17 protein-coding genes are annotated in these 20,237 nt (G+C 64.1%); 4 read left to right on the top strand and 13 right to left on the bottom strand.

What is annotated here, in order from left to right:
* Window positions 1-136: 136 nt before the first annotated feature.
* The 11 genes from C515_RS0101885 to C515_RS0101840 all read right to left on the bottom strand — a co-directional run bounded on the left by C515_RS0101885 (window position 137) and on the right by C515_RS0101840 (window position 13,350).
* Window positions 137-1,405: a 4-aminobutyrate--2-oxoglutarate transaminase gene (locus C515_RS0101885; RefSeq protein ID WP_028454141.1), complete on the bottom strand. Its 1,269-nt coding sequence runs from the start codon at window positions 1,403-1,405 to the stop codon at window positions 137-139.
* A 224-nt stretch (window positions 1,406-1,629) separates the two neighbouring features.
* Complete coding sequence (locus C515_RS0101880) at window positions 1,630-3,054, bottom strand: gamma-aminobutyraldehyde dehydrogenase (protein ID WP_028454140.1); 1,425 nt, start codon at window positions 3,052-3,054, stop codon at window positions 1,630-1,632.
* Window positions 3,055-3,162: 108 nt separating this feature from the next.
* Window positions 3,163-4,476: a glycoside hydrolase family 18 protein gene (locus C515_RS19110; RefSeq protein WP_051304523.1), complete on the bottom strand. Its 1,314-nt coding sequence runs from the start codon at window positions 4,474-4,476 to the stop codon at window positions 3,163-3,165.
* Between the two features lie 19 nt (window positions 4,477-4,495).
* Window positions 4,496-4,915: a hypothetical protein gene (locus tag C515_RS23965; RefSeq protein ID WP_028454139.1), complete on the bottom strand. Its 420-nt coding sequence runs from the start codon at window positions 4,913-4,915 to the stop codon at window positions 4,496-4,498.
* Between the two features lie 203 nt (window positions 4,916-5,118).
* A complete protein-coding gene (locus tag C515_RS19105) occupies window positions 5,119-5,886 on the bottom strand; it encodes a hypothetical protein (RefSeq protein ID WP_051304522.1) in 768 nt (255 codons plus the stop codon).
* A 159-nt stretch (window positions 5,887-6,045) separates the two neighbouring features.
* Window positions 6,046-6,489, bottom strand: coding sequence for a hypothetical protein (locus C515_RS23395; RefSeq protein WP_144290299.1), 444 nt, complete (start codon window positions 6,487-6,489; stop codon window positions 6,046-6,048).
* Window positions 6,490-6,544: 55 nt separating this feature from the next.
* Window positions 6,545-9,346 (bottom strand): ATP-binding protein, encoded by a 2,802-nt coding sequence (locus C515_RS0101860; RefSeq protein ID WP_028454138.1) that lies wholly within the window; start codon window positions 9,344-9,346, stop codon window positions 6,545-6,547.
* Window positions 9,347-9,669: 323 nt separating this feature from the next.
* A complete protein-coding gene (locus C515_RS19100) occupies window positions 9,670-10,332 on the bottom strand; it encodes a hypothetical protein (RefSeq protein WP_051304521.1) in 663 nt (220 codons plus the stop codon).
* A 7-nt stretch (window positions 10,333-10,339) separates the two neighbouring features.
* Entirely contained in the window at window positions 10,340-11,593 is a 1,254-nt protein-coding gene (locus C515_RS0101850) for a hypothetical protein (RefSeq protein ID WP_028454137.1), read from the bottom strand.
* Between the two features lie 272 nt (window positions 11,594-11,865).
* Window positions 11,866-12,165 carry a hypothetical protein gene (locus C515_RS0101845; protein WP_028454136.1) on the bottom strand — a complete coding sequence of 100 codons (300 nt, stop codon included), beginning with the start codon at window positions 12,163-12,165 and terminating at the stop codon, window positions 11,866-11,868.
* Between the two features lie 417 nt (window positions 12,166-12,582).
* Window positions 12,583-13,350: a M48 family metalloprotease gene (locus C515_RS0101840; RefSeq protein WP_028454135.1), complete on the bottom strand. Its 768-nt coding sequence runs from the start codon at window positions 13,348-13,350 to the stop codon at window positions 12,583-12,585.
* A gap of 201 nt (window positions 13,351-13,551) precedes the next feature.
* Here C515_RS0101840 and C515_RS0101835 point away from each other — a divergent pair, with 201 nt between their 5' ends.
* From C515_RS0101835 to C515_RS22185, 4 genes are all read left to right on the top strand, one after another.
* Window positions 13,552-14,958 carry an MBOAT family O-acyltransferase gene (locus C515_RS0101835; RefSeq protein ID WP_028454134.1) on the top strand — a complete coding sequence of 469 codons (1,407 nt, stop codon included), beginning with the start codon at window positions 13,552-13,554 and terminating at the stop codon, window positions 14,956-14,958.
* 1 nt (window position 14,959) lies between these two features.
* On the top strand, window positions 14,960-16,087 hold the full coding sequence (locus C515_RS0101830; RefSeq protein ID WP_028454133.1) for an SGNH/GDSL hydrolase family protein: 1,128 nt from the start codon (window positions 14,960-14,962) through the stop codon (window positions 16,085-16,087).
* The gene (locus C515_RS0101825; protein ID WP_028454132.1) at window positions 16,084-17,319 is read left to right on the top strand and encodes an SGNH/GDSL hydrolase family protein; all 1,236 of its coding nucleotides are present in this window, start codon (window positions 16,084-16,086) and stop codon (window positions 17,317-17,319) included. The genes C515_RS0101830 and C515_RS0101825 overlap by 4 nt, the downstream gene beginning before the upstream one ends.
* Before the next feature lie 601 nt (window positions 17,320-17,920).
* Window positions 17,921-18,727 carry a class I SAM-dependent methyltransferase gene (locus C515_RS22185; protein ID WP_028454131.1) on the top strand — a complete coding sequence of 269 codons (807 nt, stop codon included), beginning with the start codon at window positions 17,921-17,923 and terminating at the stop codon, window positions 18,725-18,727.
* 56 nt (window positions 18,728-18,783) lie between these two features.
* Here the strand turns inward: C515_RS22185 and C515_RS0101815 are convergent, their stop codons facing one another.
* A complete protein-coding gene (locus C515_RS0101815) occupies window positions 18,784-19,752 on the bottom strand; it encodes a TerC family protein (protein ID WP_028454130.1) in 969 nt (322 codons plus the stop codon).
* A gap of 39 nt (window positions 19,753-19,791) precedes the next feature.
* On the bottom strand, window positions 19,792-20,232 hold the full coding sequence (locus tag C515_RS19090) for a hypothetical protein (RefSeq protein ID WP_051279279.1): 441 nt from the start codon (window positions 20,230-20,232) through the stop codon (window positions 19,792-19,794).
* Window positions 20,233-20,237 lie beyond the last annotated feature (5 nt).

The following is a 20,237-nucleotide window of genomic DNA, read 5'->3' as shown; positions in this document are numbered from 1 at the left end:
GCCGGCATTCAGAGCGCCGCTTGAACAGGCATTGCAGCTAGATTCCCGCTTTCGCGGGAATGGCGAATTGTTCTTTACTGAGGTCGCTACCTAATCAGGTTGGCTTTTCTCTGTGCCTCTGTGGTGAATATAAACATCAGCCGCGCAGCGCGGATTCGAGGATCGCCAGCCCCTCGGCGAACGTCTCGTCGCCTATGGTCAGCGGAAACAGGAACCGTAGCACGTTGCCGTAAGTCCCGCAGCTGAGCAGGATCAGCCCGCGCGCCAGCGCTCGCGCCTGCACCGCCTTGGCGAAATCGGCGTCGGGGCGGCCGCTGGCCGGGTCGATGAACTCCACCGCGACCATCGCGCCCGGGCCGCGGATGTCGGCCATCTGCGGGATGGTTGTCTCAAGCTCATGAAGCCTGGCCTTCAAGCGTTCGCCAAGTGCATTGGCGCGCGCATTCAGGCCTTCTTCTGCGATCACGTCGAGCACCGCGTGGGCGGCGGCGATCGCCAGCGGGTTACCGGCGTAGGTGCCGCCCAAGCCGCCGGGGTTCGGCGCGTCCATCAGCTCGGCGCGGCCGGTGACGGCGGACAGCGGGTAGCCGCCGGCCAGCGATTTGGCCAGCGTCATCAGGTCGGGCAGCACGTCGTAATGATCCATTGCAAACCAGCGCCCGGTGCGCGCGAAGCCGGTCTGGATTTCGTCGGCGATCAGCACGATGCCGTGCTCGTCGCACAGGCCGCGCAGGGCGCGCATGAATTCCGGTGGCGCAACATAAAACCCGCCCTCGCCCTGCACCGGCTCGACAATGATCGCGGCGACGCGTTGCGGATCGACATCGGCCTTGAACAGCTCGTGCAGCGCCTTGAGCGCCGGCTCGACACCGACGCCGTGCAGCGCGTTCGGAAACGGCGCGTGGTAGACCTCGGCCGGGAAGGGCCCGAAACCGGTCTTGTACGGTGCGACCTTGCCGGTCAGCGCCATCCCCATCATCGTGCGGCCGTGAAAACCGCCGGAAAACGCGATGACGGCGCTGCGCCCGGTCGCGGCGCGCGCGATCTTGACCGCATTTTCCACCGCTTCGGCGCCGGTCGAGAAAAACGCCGTTTTCTTGGCATGGCTGCCGGGCGTGAGCGCGTTCAGCCGCTCGGCGAGCGCGATATACGATTCGTACGGCACCACCTGGTAGCAGCTGTGCGTGAAGGCGTCGAGCTGCGCGCGCACCGCGGCGCAGACCTTCGGGTGGCAGTGGCCGGTATTCAGTACGGCAATGCCACCGGCAAAATCGATGAAGCGCCGGCCTTCGACGTCCCACAGCTCGGCGTTGCTGGCGCGCGCCACGAAAAACGGCGCCATCACGCCGACGCCGCGCGGCGTCGCGGCGCTCTTGCGGGCGAGCAGGTTCTGGTTATCGCTCATGACACCCCCCAAGCATGGGTATATCAACACAAGCAAACAAGGGAAATGGCTACAGCCTTATACCCATCAATCCTCTTCCTGATCAGCTAGCCAGCTCAGCAACTCGCCATACCGGTGGGACGCGGGAATGACGAATTGTAATTGCCGGGGTAGCCACCTATCAGGATTGCCTTTCCTCTGCGTCTCTGCCTTGGGTTTGGCCTTCTCCAAGACAGGCCTCATCCTCAGTGCTTGACCATCACATGCCGCACGCAGCTGTAGTCTTCGAGCGCGTACATCGACATGTCCTTGCCGTAGCCGGAGCGCTTCATGCCGCCATGCGGCATTTCGCTGACCAGCATGAAATGCGTGTTGATCCAGGTGCAGCCGTACTGCAGGCCGGCGGCAAGCTGCATGGCGCGGCCGACGTCGCGCGTCCACACCGAGCTGGCCAGCCCGTAGTCGGAATCGTTGGCCCAGGCCAGCGCCTGCGCGACGTCGTCAAAGCGTGTCACCGACACCACCGGGCCAAAGACCTCGCGGCGGACGATCTCGTCGTCCTGGCGCGCGCCGGCAACGACAGTCGGCTCGTAGAAAAAGCCGCGCGCACCGGCGGACTTGCCGCCGGCGGTGACCTCCACATGCGGCAACTCGGCCGCCCGCTCGACAAAACCGGCGACGCGGCTGCGCTGGCGCTCGGAAATCAGCGGCCCCATTTCGACGCCATCCATATGCTGGTCGCCGTACTTGATCGATGACACCGCGCAGGACAGGTCGGCGACCAGTTTTTCATAGATCTTCGGCCCGGCGTAGATGCGGCAGGCCGCCGTGCAATCCTGCCCGGCGTTGTAATAGCCGAAGGTGCGGATTGCCGCGACGACCTCGTCGAGATCGGCGTCATCAAAAACAATCACCGGCGCCTTGCCACCCAGCTCCAGGTGCGTGCGCTTGACCGTTTTCGCGGCGGCCTCGAGGATGCGGCTGCCGGTGGACACGTCGCCGGTCAGCGAAATCATCCGCACCGCCGGCTGGCTGATCAGCGCCGCGCCGACCGTGTCGCCGCGCCCGAGCACCACATTGACTACGCCGGGCGGCAGGAGGTCGGTAATCAGCTCGGCCAGCTTCAGCGTCGTCAGCGGCGTCTGCTCGGACGGCTTGATGACGACGGTATTGCCGGCAGCAATCGCCGGCGCGATTTTCCACGCGGCCATCATCAGCGGGTAGTTCCACGGCGCGATGCTGGCGACAACGCCCAGCGGATCGCGGCGAACCAGGCTGGTGTGTCCCGGCAGGTATTCGCCGGCCAGCATGCCCTGCTGGGCACGCACGGCGCCGGCAAAGAAGCGGAACACGTCGGCGACGGCCGGAATTTCGTCATTGAGCGCGAACAGATAGGGCTTGCCGCAATTGAGTGACTCCAGCCGCGCGAATTCGGCGGCATGCGCCTCGATGGCGGCGGCCAGCTGCAAGAGCAGCGCCGCACGGTCCTTCGCCACCGTCGCCGCCCAGCCGGCAAACGCCGCGCCGGCGGCGGCAACCGCAGCCTGGATCTGTTCGGGCGAGGCCGCGTTGATGCGCGCGATGAGCTCGCCGCTCGCCGGGTCGAGAATATCCTCGACCGCGCCTTCGCCAGACAGGAACTGACCATTGATCAAGAGCCGGGTATTCATCGCATTCCTCCCGTGAAAAAGGGGGCGACGCTCGTCATCGATCCGGGCTGCGCCGGAAACAACAACGGGAGCCGCAGCTCCCGTTGTTATAGCTCCGAACGCAGCGGCTTATTTGGCCAGTTCGTCGGTAATCAGCTTGGTCAGCTCGCCGGTCCTGTCGCCCGAGAGTTCCCACACCATCAGGCCCGCAAGCTTGTTCTTCTTCACGAAGTCGGTCTTGAGCTTCATGGTTTCGGCATCGTCAAAGGTCCAGACTTCCTTGCCGTCGAACTTCCACGCCGACTTGGTCGCATCGTCGCGGAAGACCTTGCCCGGCTTGGCCTTGACCAGATCGTACTTGTCGGTGCCGGCCTCGAACTTGCCCTTGGCCTTGGCCTTGACCGGCTGGTACATGCCGTTGTTGTCGGTCTTGGCCACTTCCCAGCCGTAACCGTAGAAGGGCACGCCAACGACGATCTTGTTGGCCGGCACGCCGGCTTCCAGGTAATCCTTGACCGCGCCATCCACCGAGCCGCTGTCCTTCTTGGTACCCATCAGGTTGGCGGTATGCCCGGTGACGCTGGACCAGCCGCCCGAGAAGTCATAGGTCATGATGTTGATCCAGTTCAGCGGCGCGTGGATCTTGTTCAGCTCGATGGTGGCGGTCTTGCTCGACGGCGCCGGCGCGGCGATGGTCAGCAGCAGGTTCTTGTCCACCGCGTTGAGCTGCTTGCGGAACTCCTGCAGCAGGGCGGTGAAGTTCTGGGTGTCTTCGGCACGCACGATATTGCCGGCATCACCCTGGCTGCCCGGATATTCCCAGTCCACATCGATGCCGTCGAACACACCCTTGGCCAGGCCCGGAACCACCTTGCCGTCGGCGCCGGCCACGTCGCCCTTGATGAACTGGTCGACGCAGGATTTCACGAAGGCTTCGCGGTTGGCCGGCAGCGCGGCGTCCGAGAAGAACTTCGACCAGGTCCAGCCGCCCAGACTGATCACCACCTTGAGGTTGGGATTGGCCTTCTTGAGCTGCTTGAGCTGGTTCCAGTGGCCAAAGAGGCCCTTGTCACCCTTGTCTTCCTTGCCATCCAGCGTGGCTTCGGCAGGAATCGGCTTCAGGTAATCGTCATCGGGCTGGCCGATCACGCACTTGTTGTTCACCACATTGGCGAAGGCGTAATTGATGACGGTGAGCTTCTTGGCCGCGCCATTGGCTTCCAGATCCTTGACCCAGAAATTGTCGCCCTTGGCCCAGCTGGTGTAATAACCCACCCATTGCGGCTTGGCCGGCGCCGGCGCGAGCTCGCCCAGATTCACGGCAGCCGCGGGCTTGGCTTCTGCCTTGGCATCACCGCCAACCGGCAGGATCTGCACATTGTCGAAATAGATGTCGCCACCGGCGCCATTCGAATTCACCCACTGCTCGATGGTCAGGTGCATGGGCTCGCGCAGGCGGAATTCACAACTCGTAGCTTTCCCACTTCTTGGTGTCCTTGATGCGGTTGGGAAAACCCGAAGCCGCCGTGCCGGCGATCCACTTGTCCTGGCCGGGAAAATCGGTGGTGGTGCCCACCGTGCCGCCGCAGTTGCTGCCGCACATGCCCAGGTAGTCGAACTTGATGATGTACTTGCCTTCCGGGAAGGTCTGCTTGGTAAAGATGTCGCCACCAAACACCGGCTTGTCGAAACGTGCGACCTTGTTGCCCGGGCGCAGCGGGTCCTCGACAAGGGTGACATTCATGCGTACGGAGCCGTCGCCATTCTGGCCGACCCATTTGGCGTTCAGATCGCCGCTTTCAAAGTCTTCGGAAAACAGCGGTTCGGCATGCGCGGCCGAAAACGCGGCCGCAAGCAGCAGGGGCAAAAGCAGGGGTTTCATGGGCATCCTCATCCTTGGTCGCAACATCGAAGGGTATTGCTTGTTGTGCCCATGAGAGTAGGCGCGTCGCCGGCGCGAGGCAAGAGGGCCGTTCGCCACTGTCGTGGAAAACGGTGCGGAGGGCGCAAAGGCAGAAAAGGAGCAAGACCAGTCGTTCGCCTTCCCGACAAAAAACCGCATGTATATAGCCAAAGATCAATGACTTAAAGGGCTCTGGCAACATACCCAAGAACAGACTGCAAGGCAGCTGCCGCGCCGAAAGCCAGCGCGAATCCGGCCAGTACACCCAGCGCGGGCAGGGTCTGCCAGAGCAGCAGACAGAACAGGGCAAAAGCCGGCCAGCCCAGCACCATGCCGCGCAGGCAGGCCGCAAGCTGCGCGGCATCCTGTTGCAGATGCGTGCCGATCAGCAAAACGGCGGCCATTACCGGAAACATCGCGAACAGGCCGCTCAAGCCCGCGCCCAGCGTTGCGGACAGCGAGGTCACGAGCAGGACCAGTCCGGCGCTCGCCAGCATGCGCAGCACAATCGCGCGCCTGCCAAGGCCGCTGGGCGCAGCCCCGGAATAGCGGACGAACCGCGGCGCCAGCAACAGGGCGGCAATCACCAGAAGGACAAGCACGCTATCCGGCATGGCCAGCCGGTAAAGCAGAACTATCGCCAGCGCATAGACCACAAATGCCGCAGTGGCGGCAGGCAGCGGCCCCCGCCGTCTTGCCATCCACACATACACCAGCGCGAAGGCCATCACCGCCAGCACGGCGGCCAGGGTGCCGCGCGCCGCCTGCGCGGCGAATTGCACACCATGCTCCAGCGCTAGCAAGAGCAGAATCGGCCCGGCAACCACCGGAAACGCCGACAGAAAACCGGCAACATCATTGCCCCAGCGCCGCGCGGCAAGGCTGATGCCGCCCATCAGGGCAGGAACCAGCACGAGTTTCAATGCCAGCAGCGGCAGCACTTCACTCACAACGGCGTTTCCTCATAGGCCGTGCACAGTACGACCCGCCAGCCTGCTGCGTTTTCAGCAACGGGTATGTTGAACCACATCAGGCATAACGTTTGACAATAGAGGCGGCGCCCGGCTTGTCGGGCGCCGTCCTCTCGATAAAAAGGCTAGCCCTCGTTTTCATGGCAAAGATACTTCCTGGTCCTTGAGTAAGCGAACCCCAAACTCGTGAGCACCTCTGCCAAACAAGTCAGATAGATAGTTTGTAAGTTCTTCTTCGCTTTGTGCGTTGATCTGATCGACTTGCGCACTTTCTACAATAGTTACTTCGGGATGTGGTGCGCTGCTGCGAACTAGCAAGGCATGGGGGGAGCCGCGGACCCAAGCAGCTACGTAAGGCATTGCAAGCTCTTCATTCTGCGCGTAGCGCTTTGCGTATGAAGCCCGGCCAAGGCATTCACGCCTAGCCCCTTGCTCTCCAAAGAGCGCTGAGAAAAGATTTTCAAACCTCTTTCCACGGGTAGGACGGCGCCAAAGCGGGGTCCCTGGTTTGGTTTCGCGTTGGTACGCACCATACTCAATCGTTTCTGGCGCATCCAGAGTATCGAGAAACGCTTGCCACATTGTGGATTTCCTTGTGCAATTACTAACGAATAAAAGGGGATCAACTGTCGCAGCATCACGCCGCCACGCGCCGGCGGGTCTGCATGATCACCGGCGCCCAGGTCTCGCCCGGCTGTTTCTTGCGCGTGGTCAGCGTCAGCTCGGAAGGCCCGTAGACATTGGTGTTGTGCGTCAGCGGCGTGGTGATCAGGTATTGCGCCTCGGTGGCTTTCAGGAAGCCGCCCACGCGGTCGATGTTGAAGATGTCGAGGTGGGCAAAGGGTTCGTCGATGAACACGAAGCCGGACGGATTGCTCTCGTCCATCATCAGGCCAATTAGCAAAATCAGCGACTTCATCACCTGCTGGCCGCCCGAAGCCTCGCCGTCGTTCAGGCCCATCATGCCCTTCTGGTCGAAGTTGAAGCGCACGGTGAGGCCGGCCTGCGCCAGTGTCAGGTCGTCGTTGTCCAGGTGCGGCAATTCGGTTTCGACGTGGATGCCCGACAGCTCGCCGAGCTTGGCGAGATTCTTGCCGTAGGCGCGCACGGTGGCGCGCAGCTTGTTGATGTAGGCGCCGCGCGCTTCGTCGGTGAGCTGGCCGGTGCGTTCGGCATCCTGCCGGTGCTGCAGCGCGTCGCGCTCCAGCAGCGCGTAGTCGTTGGCGAGCTTGTCACGGCGCGCGAGGATGGCGGGATCGGTTTCCCAGTCGCCGCCGTCCAGCCGCTGCCTTTCCTGCTCGATCAGGTAGCGCACGGCCTGCACGCTGTTGAACTTGTCCTTCAGCTCGCGCAACGCACTGGCGCTCGCCAGCGCATCGGGCAGTTCTTTCTTCGCACCGCGCAGATTGCGCATCAGCCGGCTCTGTTCGTCGCGCTGGCGCGTGAGTTGTTCGAGCTGCTGCGCCACCACCTTCGCCAGCCGTTCGCGCTGGTCGGCCAGCCGGCCGTGCTGCACGCGCTCGTCGGCCTGCTGCGCGCGCGCGGTTTCCCACGCGGCCTGCGCGGCGGCGAAGGCGGCGCCGGCCTGCTGGGCACGCGCCTCGTCGTCCGGCCAGCGCGCAGCGGCCAGCGCGAATTCTTCCTGCCGTGCGGCCAGCTGCACCACGGCCTGCATGCCCATCAGCTGCTTCTGCAACGTGCTGATTTCGCCGGCGATGCCCTGCAGGCGGGTTTCTTCGTCGAGGATTTCCTCGTTCAGCTCTTTCAGGCGGCGGCTGGTCGCGGTCAGGCGCGACAGGCGCGCGGCTTCGCCAAAGGCATGGTCGCCGGGGCGCACGCTGATGTCGCGCGCACCGCGCCGCTCCTTGTGGAAACCCTCGCGGGTGATCCAGTCGCCATCGACATGCGCGCCAGCCTCGACCGAGCGCACGCGCTGCGTGCGGTTGAGCAGGCCGGTCAGCCAGGCCGGCACCGGGCCGCGGAAGTCGACGATTTCCAGCACCGAGCCGGCATTGGCGCGCGGCGCAGGTTCGACATCCGGGACGATAAAGTGGCGGTAGCGCAGCTGCTGGCCGATTTCCCACGCGCGGCGCTTGTCCGCGTCGCGGCTGAGCAGCACGATGTGGCGGTACGGCGCCAGCAGCGCCTCGATGGCCTCCTGCCAGCTGGAATCGCGCACCTCGACCAGCTCGGTCAGCATGTGGTGGCCAATGCCGGCCTCGTCCAGCGCGGCGCGCAGGCTGCGCACGAAATCCGGCGACGGCGCGCGGCCCTGCTGCAGGGCGAACTGCGTTTCGGACAATTGCTCGCGCTCGGTCTTCATGTCGCGCAGCGCCAGCTTGAGCTGGGACTCCTGCTCCTTCAGTGCCGCCAGCTGGTCGGCGAGTGCAACGGCGTCGCTGCCGTGTTCACTGGCCGCCAGCGCGCGCAGACGCTCGGCTTCCTTCAGCAGCTTTTCGGTATCGCGCGCCACATCGCGCGCGGCCTGAAACGCCGTGAAGGCCTCATCGTATTCCGCCTTGGCGGCCTGCTCGCCACCGTGCGCGCTGGAGAGCAGCGCATCCAGCGCGTGGAACTGCCGATCCAGCTCGTCCAGCTCGTTCTGCTTTTCGCGCAGGGACCGCCGCGCGCCGCGGAACTGGTTGATGTAGCCACGCAGGCTGTCCCATTGCTCGACATAGCGCAGCGCCGGAATCACGTCCTGCTCCAGCCGGATCACATCGGCGTGCAGGCTCTGCCATTCGACAAAACTGTTGGCGCGCAGCCGCAGGCGTTCGACCTCCAGCCCCAGCGTGGTGAGCTGCTGCTCCATCTTGCCCAGCTCATCCTCGGCTTCCTTCAGCCTCAGCTTGGCTTCCTGGTAGTAATCGAGCACCTGCTTGTCGCCGAACACCTGGAACACCAGATCGAGCAAGGCTTTCGGCGAGTATTCGCACAGCTTGTCGGTATCGCCCTGCTCCAGCGCCAGCACCTCGGCGATCGCCGGAGTCAGGCCCGCGGCTTCAAGCCTGCGGCGGTATTCGTTCACGCCCAGCCAGGAAAGCTGGCTTTCCACGCCGTCGACGAGCTGCACGTCGCCCTCGGCAATCGCATACTGGCGCACCCAGTCGCCGCCCTGCTTCTTGATGCGGCAGAACAGCGTGACCACGTCGCTGGTGGCCGGAAAAAACAGATAGGGAAACAGCCCGCCGCCGGCGCGCTGCGGGTTGTTCACCACGCCGCGCAACCAGGCGTACTGCGCGCGGTTGTTGCGCACATAGCGCTTGTAGTCGCGCCGCCCCGAGCACTTCAGCGCCAGCAGGGTGCGCAGCGCATCGAGCAGCGTGGTCTTGCCGGAGCCGTTCGGGCCGACGATGGTGACGATCTGCGAATCCAGCGGCACCTTGATGGCCTGCCAGAAATCCCAGTGGATCATTTCAAGTTCGCGAATCTGGAACATGCTTTTGTCTACTTCGCCAGGGATGGCTAAATTCGTTTTAACGCAGAGGCACAGAGATGCAGAGAATACAGGGGTATATCGTCAGAGCCATTTATCCAAACAGGCTTCATGCACATACCTTTCAAATTTTTACCTGATTTGGCAGCAACTTCAGAAAGTGCAATTCGTCATTCCGGCGGAAGCCGGAATCCAGTTGCAATGCCTGTTCGAGCGTCACTCTGGATGCCGGCCTACGCCGGCATGACGAATTGCCGAGCTGGCGACCTGATCAGGGAACATTTTTATCTCTGCGTCTCTGCGCCTCTGCGTTGAGGTGTTTGCAATCAGTCACCGTCGCCAGTGTCCAGCGCCAGCTGCGTGCCGGACAGCTGCAGCACGTCGGCCAGCGCGCCATTGATGATGCGCGGGGCGAGCTTGGCGTAATCGAGCATCAGATCCAGCAGCGGGCCCTCGTAAATCATCTTGTTGCGGCGCACGACGAAGCCCAGCTTGGCCAGTTGCCCAAGATTCATCGCAAAGCGCGCCTTGCCGCCGAGCTTCTTGCCGAAGTCGGCGTAGATCGCGTCTTCCGGCACGCCGCTGGAGACTTCCTCGCCGTGCGTGATCGGCTTGTCCGCGCCGAACAGGTCCGATTGCGTGTCGCCGACCTGCACGGCGCGCGCGATCTGGCGCTCGCGCTTGGGCAGGATGATCAGCGCCCAGACCACCACCAGCAGCGCAATCGCATCGCGCGGCAGGCCCATATTGTTCGACAGCCAGTTCTCGCCCTCGCCGAACACCCAGTCTTCCATCTCGGGTTTCAGGCCAATGGCGATGTACTGCGCGTAGGGGTTCTCCAGCAACTGCATGCCGCAGTCGTCCAGCCGGCGCTCCAGCCCTTCGCGGAAGGTTTCGTCGACCAGCGCGCGACGCGCCAGCGGGTCGGTGCGCGGGATGAAACGCTGCGCCAGCAGCTTCGCCAGCAGGATGTTCAGTGCCTGATCCATGGGGGTCTCACAGCGGTCGCAGCCGGCCGCGGGTCATCGCGGCGACGGCGGGGTGATCGAGGGTTTCGACGCTGGCATCGAGTTCCAGCGCGAAGGGCAGGCGCACGATGTCGGCGACCACCGAGTTTTCCAGCGCCACTTCGGCGTCGCCCAGCAGCGACAGCAGCGAGAGGCGGTAAACAGTTTCTTCATAGGTATCTGCCAGCACAGCCTTGGAGATATTGACCTCCGAGGCAATACCCTGCAAATCATCATAAAAGGCATCGGCGGCGAGCAGCTGTTCGGCCTCCACTTCGCCGACCTCCTGGGCCGCCTGCGAGGCCGGCAGCGCCATCAGCTCGTGGCTGTCGCGCTCGCGCTCCAGCAGCTCGAATTCGGTGATGTCGAGCAGCACGTCGGACACCACGCAGCTGGGCTCGGGGTGGAAGCTCAGCAGATCACGCCCCAGATTGGCCAGCGTGTCCTGGCTCTGGTTGCGCAGCCAGTCGGCGATATTGCTGGACGTCAGCCCCGATTCGCCCAGGTGCACGCGTTGCGCGGCGAGTTCGTTCAGGCGGCGGTGGAACACGCTGGTGAGGCGCAGCATGCGCGCCTGCGCCAGCGCGATCGCCTGCGCCACCTGATGCTCGGCATAGCCGGTATGTTCGTCTTCGAGCACGCTGCGGATGATTTCGGTGCCCTTTTCGACCCAGCGCCAGACGCTGTCGAGCTGCTTGCGCGCGGCCTTGATCTGGAATTCGGATTGCGATTCGAGCGCGGCCTCGAAATCGGCATGCAATTCGTTGAGGCGCGCCAGCAGGTGCTGCAGCGCGTCGGGTGCCACATCGCCAACGGCCTGCCCGGCCGCCACCTGCGCGGTGAGGTAACCCAGCTCGGCGTCTTCCTCGGCAAACTGGGTGAGGCTGGAAATGGCAGCCAGCACGACGCGGCCGGTGGTCGACAGGCTGTAGAGCTGATCGTCGCTGTCCCACACCAGGAGGCCATCCTTGCTGAAGCGCTTGAGCACGGTTTCGAGCTTGGTGGCATTCAGGTAGGCGAAATGGTTGAGCAGCTCCTGGCTGGACCAGCGCGGCGCGGCGGCCCTGAGGCCGATCTCGCGCAGCACCAGAATGCGCAACAGCACCTCGTCCTCGCCACCACGGAACAGCGTGATGAAGGCCGACAGCAGGCCGCGTGCGCCCATCAGGGCATTCAGCGCGGGAATGTCGGCGGGGGCAAGCCCCGGCGCGAGCAGGTCAGCAAGGTCGTTGTGGTCGGACATGAATTCGGGTCGGGCGTCGGGAGCGCGATTTTACCCCAGATAGCCGCCCGGAACGCGGATCGCTGAGGGGAGGAACGTGCCGCAGCATTGCGGGCCTTGCCGACAGGCAGGCACCCGGCCTCCACGCCCGCCCATTGACGGAGCGCTGGCGCTGACGAAATCCGCCGCCCGGCAGAGCTGCCGAAATACACCACAAGGGATAGCAATGGAACCCTTTCCCAAAAAGGGCTACATGCACATACCCAGCCAGATTCCGGCCAGCTACTGAGGCATCAGGGCTGGGCCGGTGGCTGGTCGCAGCGACGGGACGCATCGGCCATCGCCGCCAGCAGCGCCTCGCCCTCGCGGCGGTTTTTCAGCGGGATGCTCACTTCATGACCGCTGCCGAGATTGCCGCCGCCAAAGCTGATCTTCAGCTCCCTGTCGGTTAGATCGACATACTGCACCACGGTCAGATTGATCATGCGCGCCGGCTTGCCCTCGCTAACCGGCAGTGGATACAGGCAAAACGGCACGGCCTGCGCCAAACCACTTGCCAGCAGCAGCAACAGGCAGTTCAAACGGATGGACATGGCACACTCCTTTGCAAATGCTGCAGTGTAGAAACAGCAAGGGCCGCTCCCAAGCGGCCCTTGCCTCAACACCAGCCTGATTATGGTCTTTTCTTCAGGAAGAATGGTTTTCAGCGCCTGCGGCGCGATGTATTGATGCCGGGGGTGCCCGGCGGCACGTCAGGGGGCTTGTCTTGCCAAGCCCCCCGACACCCCCAAGGCGCGCCCGATCAGCCGCCCCGCTGCGCGGGGTGCCTTGCGATGCTCGTTTTTCCGGGGGCGCGGGACAACTCGCCCTGCGGGCTCAAACACGTCCCGCGCCTGATCCCGGAAAACCTGCGCTTCTCAGCGGCTTTCAGGGCAGAGCGTGCTAATCAACGCTTGTGTTACTCAGGCTTCCTGAAGGAAAGACATAATCAGGAATACCCATGGGCGGATTTACTTGCCCGATGCCAGGCGGGTGTCGATGTTCTTCGCGCGGTCGGCGGAGGCCGGGTGCGAGCTCATGATGCTGTGCTGGCCGCCATCGAGCTTTTCCAGCTTGCGGAATGCGCTGGCCAGCGCTGCGCGGTTGAGTTTTTTCTCGGTCAGCAGGTCGTAGGCGAAATTGTCGGAATCGAGTTCCTGCGATTGCGAGAACTGTGCATTGATCAGGTTTTCGGTAATGGCACCGAGGTCGGATTTGCTCAGGTCGCTGACGCCCTTGCCGCCAAAGCTGCCGGCGGCATTGCGGGCCGCGGCGGTAGCGTAGGCCATCTGCATGGCCTTCTTGCTGTGACCCAGTGCGACGTGGCCCAGCTCGTGGCCGATCACGCCGATCACTTCGTCGTCGCTCATCAGATCCATCAGGCCGCTGTAGACACGGATGCAGCCGTTGGCCATCGCCCAGGCATTCACCTCGCTGTCTTCGTAGACCTTGTAGGTCACCGGCTGGCCCTTGATGTCATTGCCCATTTTCTTGGCAATCGCGGCCATGCGCTTGCCGTACTTGCTCTTGTCGCTGGCAATCTTGCTTTCGGCGTCGCTTTCCTTGCAGGCGGCATCGGCAACGGCCTTGACGTCGGCATCGGAGAGGGTTGCGGCCTGCAGGGCCTGCTGGCCGACTTCGGCGCCCTTGACCAGCTTGTCCAGGCCAAAGGCGTGGGCGCCATTGGCGAGCAGGAAGGCGGTGGTGGCGAGGGTGGCGGCGCGGAGGGTGGTGCGCATGGGGACGAACTCCTGGGTAGGGGATGCGGAATTTGCTTGCACGGATTGCAAGACCAAAGGCCGGCATCATAATTTCTTCAGCCTTATGTCAGCAACCAATTGTCGTGGCGCCGCGACCAGCGGTGTTGCGCCGCCCACATCCCAGCTGCACGCCGCATGGGCAAAGGCTACAATAGCTTCCCGCGCTGGACGTTGCCCCTCATGAGTTACCTTTCCCCCGAATTCGCAATCGTTTTTCTGCTGTTCCTGCTGGTCTACTGGGGGCTGCAGCGCTGGGTGCACGCCCAGAAGACGGTACTGCTGCTGGGCAGTTTCGGCTTTTACGCGCTGCTGGACTGGCGCTTCGCCGCCATCCTGCTGGTCTATGGCGCGCTGGTCACACTTTGCGCGCAGCGCATTGCCACGACCCCGGCCAAGCGGCGGCACTGGCTGATTGCCGGCATCGTGCTGTCCGTCGGCAATCTGGCTGCCTTCAAGTACTACGACTTTTTCCGCGACCAGGTACAGGCCGTCATGGACGGGCTCAGTCTGGGCTGGGTCTTGCCGCCGCTCGACATCCTGCTGCCGGTCGGCATTTCCTTCTATACCTTCCAGGCGATCGCCTACCTCGTCGCCGTCGGCCGCGATGGTGAAAAACCGGCGAGCCCCTTCGACACCCTGCTTTACCTGTCCTTCTTTCCTTCGCTGCTGGCCGGGCCGATCTGCCGCCCCGAAGGGCTGCTGCGCCAGCTGCAGTCCGGCGAACAGCGCCATGTGCTGGAGGCCGATCTGGCGCTGCTGCTGATCCTGTCGGCACTGGCGAAGAAGATCTGGCTGGCGAGCTGGCTGGCCGACGCCTGGGTCAATCCGCTGTTCGCCAATCCGGATGCCTACCACGGCCTGGAACTGCTGCTGGGCATGTATGCCTACGCGCTGCAGATCTATTTCGACTTCAGCGGCTATACCGAGCTGGTCATCGCGCTGGCGCTGCTGCTTGGCTACCGCCTGCCGCAAAACTTCAACCAGCCCTATCTGGCCGTGTCGCTGCGCGAATTCTGGCGGCGCTGGCACATGACGCTGTCGGGCTGGATCCGCGATTTCGTCTACATTCCGCTGGGCGGCAGCCGCCACGGCTGGTGGCGCACGCAGCTCAACCTGTTCGCGGCGATGGTGATCAGCGGCCTGTGGCATGGCGCCAGCATCAAGTATCTGGTGTGGGGCGCGCTGCACGGCGGCGGCATGGTCGCGCAAAACGGCTGGGAGGCATTGCGCGCGCGCCACCAGCGCCTGCCGCAGCTGCCGCCCTGGCTGGCGCTCGTCATCACCTTTCATTTCGTCTGCCTGGCCTGGGTATTTTTCCGCGCCGACAGCGCCAGCGATGCGCTGCACTATCTCGCCGGCCTGGGCAATTTCAAACCCATGCTGCAGCTGAATGTGGTTGGCGGCTTTGTCTTTGCCGGCCTGTGCTTTGCCTTCTGGCGCTACAGCAATGCGCTGCGCGCCTTGCTGCTGGCGCGCTTGCGGCGCATGCCCTGGTATGTCAAACCACTGCCGCTGGCCAGCCTTGTGCAATGCATCATCCTGCTCGCCCCCAGCGGCGTGCCGGCCTTCATCTATTACCAGTACTGACATGCGCACGCTTCCCTTGCTGATTTCGCCAGCCCCGGTGCTGACCTCCGCTCCGCCGCAACCCAGTCCGCGCCAGGTGCTGTTCACGCTGATCGGCACCGTGCTGCTGATCGTCTGGCTGCGCCATACGGCGCTGGACACCTACTGGCAGCAGACACGCCATCGCGAAAGCGGCCTTGCGCCCTTCTCGCAAAGCCCGCTCGGGCAGATGGGCACCGAGCTGGATCAGGGCATGCAGGAGCCGCTGGCGTCGATCAGCAGCGGACTGGACGCCTTCAGCGAACGCATGGTCGCCGCGGGCAACATCCTGCTGCACGGCATGCCGCCGGCTCCGCAGCAACCGCAGCTGCCTTCGCTGGCGATGAGCCACAGCTTCAACCAGCTGATATCGAACGTGGGCCGCCAGGCGCTGGCGTCAAACATGGTGCGCTTTGCCGAAGGCAGGCCGCTGGCGCCGCCGGTGTATGGCGGCCGCCGCACCAGCGATGGCCGCATCGTGCTGACGGCACAGGACAAGGTGCTCTTCATCGGCGACTCGATGATGCAGGGCGTGGCGCCGCACGCCATCCGCAAGCTGCAGCGCGACTACGGCATCGCCAGTATCGATGCCAGCCGGCAAAGTACCGGGCTGACTTACCCGAGCTATTTCGACTGGCCGAAAACGGTAAAGACGCTGGCGCCGCAGCACGGCATCACCACGCTGGTGGTCTTCCTTGGCGCGAATGACACCTGGGACATGATTCTCGACGGCAAGTACGAGCGCTTCGGCACCGAACGCTGGCAGCAGCAGTACGCGGCGCGCATCAGCGACATCCTGCAGTATGCGCGCGGCAATCGCATCGAAGTGGTCTGGGTGGGCGCGCCGCCCATGGGCAAGGAAAAGATAAACAGTGGGGTATCGACCCTGAACCAATTGTTTGAAAAGGCTGCAAGGGAAAACCAGGCCACGTATCTGTCAACCTTGCCGGTGATCGGCAATGGCACGACGAGCTACGACAAATACCGCATCGAGGGCGACCGCAAGGTCGCCATGCGCGCCGATGATGGCGTGCATTTCACCCGTTCCGGCCAGACGCGGATTGCCGACGCCATCCTGGCGCAATTCCAGCTGCCGCAGGCGGCACCATGACAGCCCGCATCCTGCTGACCCTGCTGCTGGCCGGCGCGGTGACGCCGGTGGTTTGGGCTGGCGGCCCGGACATCGAGGACTATGGCGATGCCAATGTCCGCCGCGTCTGGAGCCAGCTGGCCGCGCTGGAAAGCGGCCGCGGCAGCGACACCGTGCGCATCCTGCAGCTGGGCGATTCGCATACCGCCGGCGAGTATTTCACGCACGCGATCCGCGAGCGGCTGCAGGCACGCTTTGGCGACGCCGGCTATGGCTGGCTGACACCCGGCCATGTGAACAACCAGCGCTCGGCGCTGGTGCTGCAGCGGATGAAGGGCGAGTGGCAGACGCAGATCAGTCGCAGCACCTACAATCCCGGCGACTTTCCCGTCGGCGGCATCACCAATCGCGCGGCCCCCGGCGCGGCGCTGGAAATCGCCCCGAAAGCGCCGCTGGCCGAAGGGCTGTGGCGACTGTCACTGTGGACGCGCGCCTCGCCCGCCGGCGGCAGCTGGACGGTGACGCTGCCCAATGGCGATACGCGCGAGCTGCCGCCCCCGGCGCAGGCCGGCTGGACGGAACGCAACGTGATGTTCAGCCCCTGGGCCGCGCAGCCGATCCGCCTGAGCGCGGATGATGGCGGTGGCGAACTGGGTGGCATCGTGCTCGACCGGCTCAATCCCGGGATCAGCTACGACAGCCTGGGCATCGTCGGCGCCCAGGTGCGCGTACTGCACAACTGGAACCCGCAGCTGCTGCAGGCACAGCTGAAGTGGCGCAAGCCCGACCTGATCGTGCTCGCCTATGGCACCAACGAGGCCTTCGATCCGAATTTTGTTGCCGTCACCTACCGCGCCGAATTGCGGGCGGCGGTGCGGCTGCTGAAGCGCAGCGTGCCCGACGCCGCCATCCTGCTGGTGGGGGCGCCCAGCTCGGCCAAGAAAAGCGGCAAGACCAGCAATGGCGGCTGCCCGCAGTATGGCCTGGCCCCCAATCTGCAAACCGTGCAGCAGATCCAGCGCGAAGTGGCCAGCCAGGAGCGCCTGCTGTACTGGGACTGGGCCGCCGCCATGGGCGGCAATTGCGCCATCCAGCTCTGGGCCCGCCAAAACCCGCCACTGGCACGCCCCGATCTGGTGCATCTGTCGCCCGAGGGTTACGAAAGCAGCGGCGTGGCGCTGTACGAAGCCATGATGCGCCTCTACGGGCAAAAGCGCGTGCTGGCCGGCAAGCCGGTCGCGCAGCGGATGTAGATCCTGGACCATAAATGAACCTGATTATGTCTCTCCTTCAGGAAGCCTGAGTAACACAAGCGGCGATTAGTACGCTCTGCCCTGAAAGCCGCTGAGAAGCGCAGGTTTCCCCGCAGGGGGAGGATCAGGCGCGGGACGTGTCTGAGCCCGCAGGGCGAGTTGTCCCGCGCCCCCGGAAAAACGAGCATCGCAAGGCACCCCGCGCAGCGGGGCGGCTGTCACCGCAGAGCTAGGCGGCTTTGCCGCCTAGCGCCGCGCGATGCCGGCTTGCTGGCGCCGGGCGCGCCTTGGGGGTGTCGGGGGGCTTGGCAAGACAAGCCCCCTGACGTGCAGCCGGGCACCCCCGGCATGCAACACATCGCGCCGCAGGCGCTGAAAATCTTGCTTCCTGAAGAAAACACATAATCAGGCAAATAACCCAAATCCAATGCGGAGACACAGAGCAAACCGGCAGGCATGCTTGCCTTTCCTCTGCGTCTCAGCGTTGAATGATGTTCCGTCTGTATTGCCCCCCGATCTCGCACACCGATGGCATCTGCCCTCTTGCATGAATAAATGATAATTATTATCATTTATTTATCAAAACGCTTCGGGCCCCGCCATGACCGTCTCCGCCCACCATCCCGGCAAGACACTGCTGTTGCCCTTGCTGGCCCGCGCGCACGCGGCGCAACTTTGCCCGGAACTGGATTTCCGCGATCCGCTTTCCGAACGCCTGGCCTACCGCTGGCGCGCGCTGTGGCCAGGCTGGGCGCGCGAAGTGCCGACACTGCGCCGCTGCTGCCTGCGCAGCGCCTGGCTCGATGGCCAGATGCTCGATTTTCTTGCCCGGCATCCCGCCACCCTGTGCATCAATCTCGGCGCCGGGCTGGACACCGCCCATGCCCGGCTGGCACCTGCGGGCAGGCCGGCCTTTGACTGGGTCGATGTCGACTTGCCCGATGTCACCGCACTGAAGGCACGGGTGCTGCAGGCACGCGATGGCCGCATGCTGGTCAGCTGCGATGTGCGCCGCGCGGGCTGGACGCGCCAGCTGCCCACCCCCGCCGGCCGCGCCGTGCTGATTCGTGCCGAAGGCCTGTTGCTGCAGCTGCGCCGCCAGGAAGTGCTCAGCCTGCTGGGCGAGTTGAGCAACTGGAGCGCGGCCGCACCGGCCGTGCGCCTGGTGTTCGACTGGTTAAGCCCCTTCGCGCAGCGCCTGGCCGCGCACCGGGAAGATGGCAAGGACCGCGGCCACTGGGGGCTGGCCGAGCTTGACGAGCTGCCACTGAGCGATCCGCGCTGGCGTAGGCAGGCGGACTTCGACCTGCACGCGGCCTGCGGCCGCCATCCCTGGCTGGGGAGCCTGTACAAGACGCTGGCCGGCAAACCGCTGGCGGGGTGCCAGACCCTGGACCGCCGCGCCTGAACGGGAATCCGCAGCGGCTTGCCGTGCCCCGCGGCAGCGGAGCACGGCGACCAGGATCAATCCCTGCGGGTTTTCCAGAGCGAGTACAGCACACCGGCAGCCAGCAGGCCAAAGGTCACCGCCAGCGACAGCGGCGCGGGCACCTTGCCATCAAACACGAAGTCACCCAGGAAAATCTTCGAACCGATAAAGACCAGCACCAGCGCCAGCGCGTACTTCAGGTAATGGAAGCGGTGGATCACCGCCGCCAGCGCAAAGTAGAGCGCACGCAGACCCAGAATCGCGAAGATGTTCGAGGTGTACACAATGAAAGGGTCGGTGGTGATGGCAAAGATCGCCGGCACACTGTCCACCGCAAACACCAGATCGACCAGCTCGACCATGCACAGCGCCAGAAACAGCGGCGTTGCCCACCACACCAGCCGCCCGCTGCCGTCCGCAGCCGGCGCCTGCACGAAGAAACGCTGGGCATGCAGCTCGGGCGTCACCCGCATGTGGCGGCGCAGGAAGCGCAGCGCCGGGTTGCTGGCGAGATCGGTGGGTGAGTCGCCGGCAAACAGCATCTTCACGCCGGTCAGGATCAGGAAGACGCCAAAGATATAGAGCGTCCAGTAATACTGCGCGACCAGCGTGGCGCCCAGGCCGATCATGATGGCGCGCAGCACGATCACACCGAGAATGCCCCAGAACAGCACGCGATGCTGGTAGATGCGCGGCACGGCGAAGTAGGTGAAGATCAGCGAAATCACGAACACATTGTCGAGCGACAGGCTTTTCTCGATCAGAAAACCGGTGAAGTACTGCATGCCCGACGTCGCGCCGAGATACCACCAGACCCAGCCGCCGAACGCCAGGCCGGCCGTGATGTAGAAGGCCGACAGCTTCAGGCTTTCCGCCACGCCGATTTCGTGGTCGTCCTTGTGCAGCACACCCAGATCAAATACCAGCAAGGCCAGTACGATGCCGATAAAGGCCAGCCACAGCCAGACCGGCTGACCCAGCCAGATTTCCATCAGTGCATTCATGATGCGTCATCCTTGGAGGGGCCAGACGGCCCCCGGTTTTCAGAAAGGGTGGTGGACAGCATGGTGACGCGGCGCCCGGGCGCGCATCGCAAAAAGATCGTAATGCCACAGCGCCATGGCACGGGCGATCAGCACCGCTTCGCCATCGGCCAGCCAGCCGTCGGCATCGACCACGCTGAGCATGGCGCGCAGCACGCTGACCTGCAGCGCCGGATCGTCAACCTCGGCCAGCAGCGGGTCGATCCATTCCGGGCCCAGCTCCAGATGGCCGTATTCCTGACCAACGGCGTAGAGCAGCAGGTCATCGCACAGCTCCTGCGTGACCCGGTGAAACAGGGATTCGCTGATGCCCAGCCGCTGCAGCACGCGGCAATCGGCCAGTGCGGCAAGCTCGGACCGGTCCAGTCCGCCATCGGCCAGCAGGGCAAGCGCGATCAGGCGGCTCATGGCTTCATTGCTGTTTACAGGGTAGCGACGCATCGGGA

It is taken from the genome of Chitinilyticum litopenaei DSM 21440 (genome assembly GCF_000428145.1).
Taxonomy (GTDB): domain Bacteria; phylum Pseudomonadota; class Gammaproteobacteria; order Burkholderiales; family Chitinibacteraceae; genus Chitinilyticum; species Chitinilyticum litopenaei.
This window is presented reverse-complemented; position numbering and strand designations above follow the sequence as displayed.